Origin of the sequence: Bacillus sp. GMa5/1, assembly GCF_050172015.1 — a bacterium.
In the GTDB taxonomy this organism is placed as follows: domain Bacteria; phylum Bacillota; class Bacilli; order Bacillales; family Bacillaceae_G; genus Bacillus_A; species Bacillus_A cereus.
This window is the reverse complement of sequence record NZ_JBNLYC010000350.1, coordinates 1-2,219: the sequence shown is the minus strand read 5'-3', so window position 1 is coordinate 2,219 and position 2,219 is coordinate 1. Positions and strand designations below refer to the sequence as shown.

Genomic DNA, 2,219 nt, shown 5'->3' with positions numbered 1-2,219 from the left:
ATGTATGACTTAAGGAGGCTTTGTATGAATCAAAATAAAAAAGCTATATTAGATCTTGTCTTTTATCTCGTAATCCCATTCCTCATTTGGAAATTTGCAAAACCTTATATCGATCCTTATTACGCGATGTTACTTTCCTCTGTTCCGGGGATTATTTATACACTGTATACCTTTAAAAAAGAAAAACAGTTTAACGTGACAGGGTTCTTTATTTTAATTACACTCATTTCTAATACAACGGTAGATTTATTATCTGGGTCAGCTGAACGAATGTTGTGGAATGATGCATATTATCACATCGTACTCGGTATTATCGTCATATGTACAATTTTTATAAAGAAACCACTTATGTTATATTTCGCTGCGGATATTGCCGCACTGCAAGGCCATGACCGTGATAAAAGTCGTGAGCTTTATCGTGATAGTCGTATTTATCCAGCACTACAATATTTAACGCTATTTTTCGGTCTACAATTCATATTAAAAAGCTTCTTAAAAATTTATTTCATCTCTGTTTTCGGTGTAGATGGCTATGGTGAAATGAGAGCGATTATGACCGCTGTTGGATGGGGCATTTCCATTTGTATCGGAATTGGATTTGTTTGGGTAAATAATAAAATACATGCCGTTACGGAAGAACAAGAATCCGTGCAGTAAATAAAAATCCCCTAGTGTAATACGACACTAGGGGATTTTTGGTTTGTTAAACATATGACTAAAATTTAACTTGATTTTTTTCTTTTACTTTTTACATTTCGGTAAAACAAAGCAGCACTCAGCGGCATAACACCAAACCACTTATTCATAAATGGCTCTTTTTCAGCACGGCGTTGTTCTTTCTTTTGTTTTCGATCTTCTTTTGGAGCATCCATATACGACACAAACTGCTGCGTCACAAAGCGAACATAATCATTAGTAGACATATTATCATCACCTCTACTTGATTAGTATGTCCACTTTTTTATACATTAATCTTTTCCTTTAATTCATTCATAATTTGCTTTACAGACTTATTTGTCGTATCGATATGAATATGAGCCTCTTCATAATAAGCTCGGCGTGATTCAAATTTCTTTACGAATGCATCTATATCTTTCTTTTGAAATAGTGGACGTGTCGTATCTTCACGAAGCCTTTCTGCAATTACATGCGGATCACAATATAAATACACGACAGTTCCGTTCTCTTTCATCCACTTGCGATTTTCCGCTCGTTCAATAATTCCCCCACCAGTTGTAATAATAACATTATGGACTGGTAGCGCACGTAACATTTCGCTTTCATATTCCCGAAAAGCCATTTCGCCTTCTTCGGCAAAAATTTTTCGAATTGCCTTCTCTTGCTTCTCTTCGATTTTTTGATCAGTATCTACAACATCCATTTGAAGTTCTTTACTTAACGCTTTTCCAATTGTTGTTTTACCTGCTCCCATGTAGCCGGTTATGTATATAGATTTCATTTCTTGTCCTCTCAATCGTCATTTATTAATTGTTATTATAACGAAAGATGCTACTTTGTTTAATAAAAAAACGTTTTGTTCTTATACTATGAAGAACAAAACGTAACACTCGCTTTTACTTATAAGTGCCTCTTCTCACCCACTGCGTTGCAATCCATTTCTCGCCTTTCGTTACAGGTGCCCCTCCGTGTAACGTAAGCTCGTTTAATGATTGATCTTGATAAAAATACTCAAAGTATACTGCCATTCCCTTTCTAGGGTGTACAGAAAGATTTAATTTTGGGAAGTACGTTTCTCCGCCTTCTTCTACATCATTTAAATACATTACAAGCGTACTAATACGATTGTTAGCAGCTGATCTACTATGTTCCGCAAAATAATCATAGTGTGCTTTATATTGTTGATCCACTTCATAATTTAAAATGTGCAATCCTTCACCATGCGACGCAGGAACATTCATGATAGATGAAATTCGTTTTTCAATCTTTGAAGTAAGTTCATTGTCTTCCAAAAATGCACCGCTACTTGTTCGAATATCATTTACATCACGTGCTGAACCAACTTTAGAACGTTTCATTTTATTTTTAGACATTTCAATTAATTCATCACACTCTTCATCACTTAGTACATTTGCTAATACGACAATAAGAGGTTCTTCGAATTTTGAAATAATGTGTATTTCTCTATCTTCTGTCATAATCGTATTTCCTTTATGATCAAAAATAGTTTGTTCCTTATTTTCACCTATTTGATTGTTGTT

4 protein-coding genes are annotated in these 2,219 nt (G+C 34.5%); 1 reads left to right on the top strand and 3 read right to left on the bottom strand.

Annotated elements, in window-relative coordinates; translation table 11 throughout:
* Positions 1-24 precede the first annotated feature (24 nt).
* Positions 25-657, top strand: coding sequence for a VC0807 family protein (locus ACQGSG_RS28485; RefSeq protein ID WP_001073111.1), 633 nt, complete (start codon positions 25-27; stop codon positions 655-657).
* A 65-nt stretch (positions 658-722) separates the two neighbouring features.
* Here ACQGSG_RS28485 and ACQGSG_RS28480 read toward each other — a convergent pair whose 3' ends face one another.
* The 3 genes from ACQGSG_RS28480 to ACQGSG_RS28470 form a co-directional block, all read right to left on the bottom strand.
* Entirely contained in the window at positions 723-923 is a 201-nt protein-coding gene (locus tag ACQGSG_RS28480) for a YqzE family protein (RefSeq protein WP_000106083.1), read from the bottom strand.
* Between the two features lie 38 nt (positions 924-961).
* Entirely contained in the window at positions 962-1,459 is a 498-nt protein-coding gene (locus ACQGSG_RS28475; RefSeq protein WP_000836650.1) for a shikimate kinase, read from the bottom strand.
* 115 nt (positions 1,460-1,574) lie between these two features.
* Positions 1,575-2,219, bottom strand: a 645-nt coding sequence (locus ACQGSG_RS28470; RefSeq protein WP_426948659.1) for a 2OG-Fe(II) oxygenase, incomplete at its 5' end; no start/stop codon positions are given.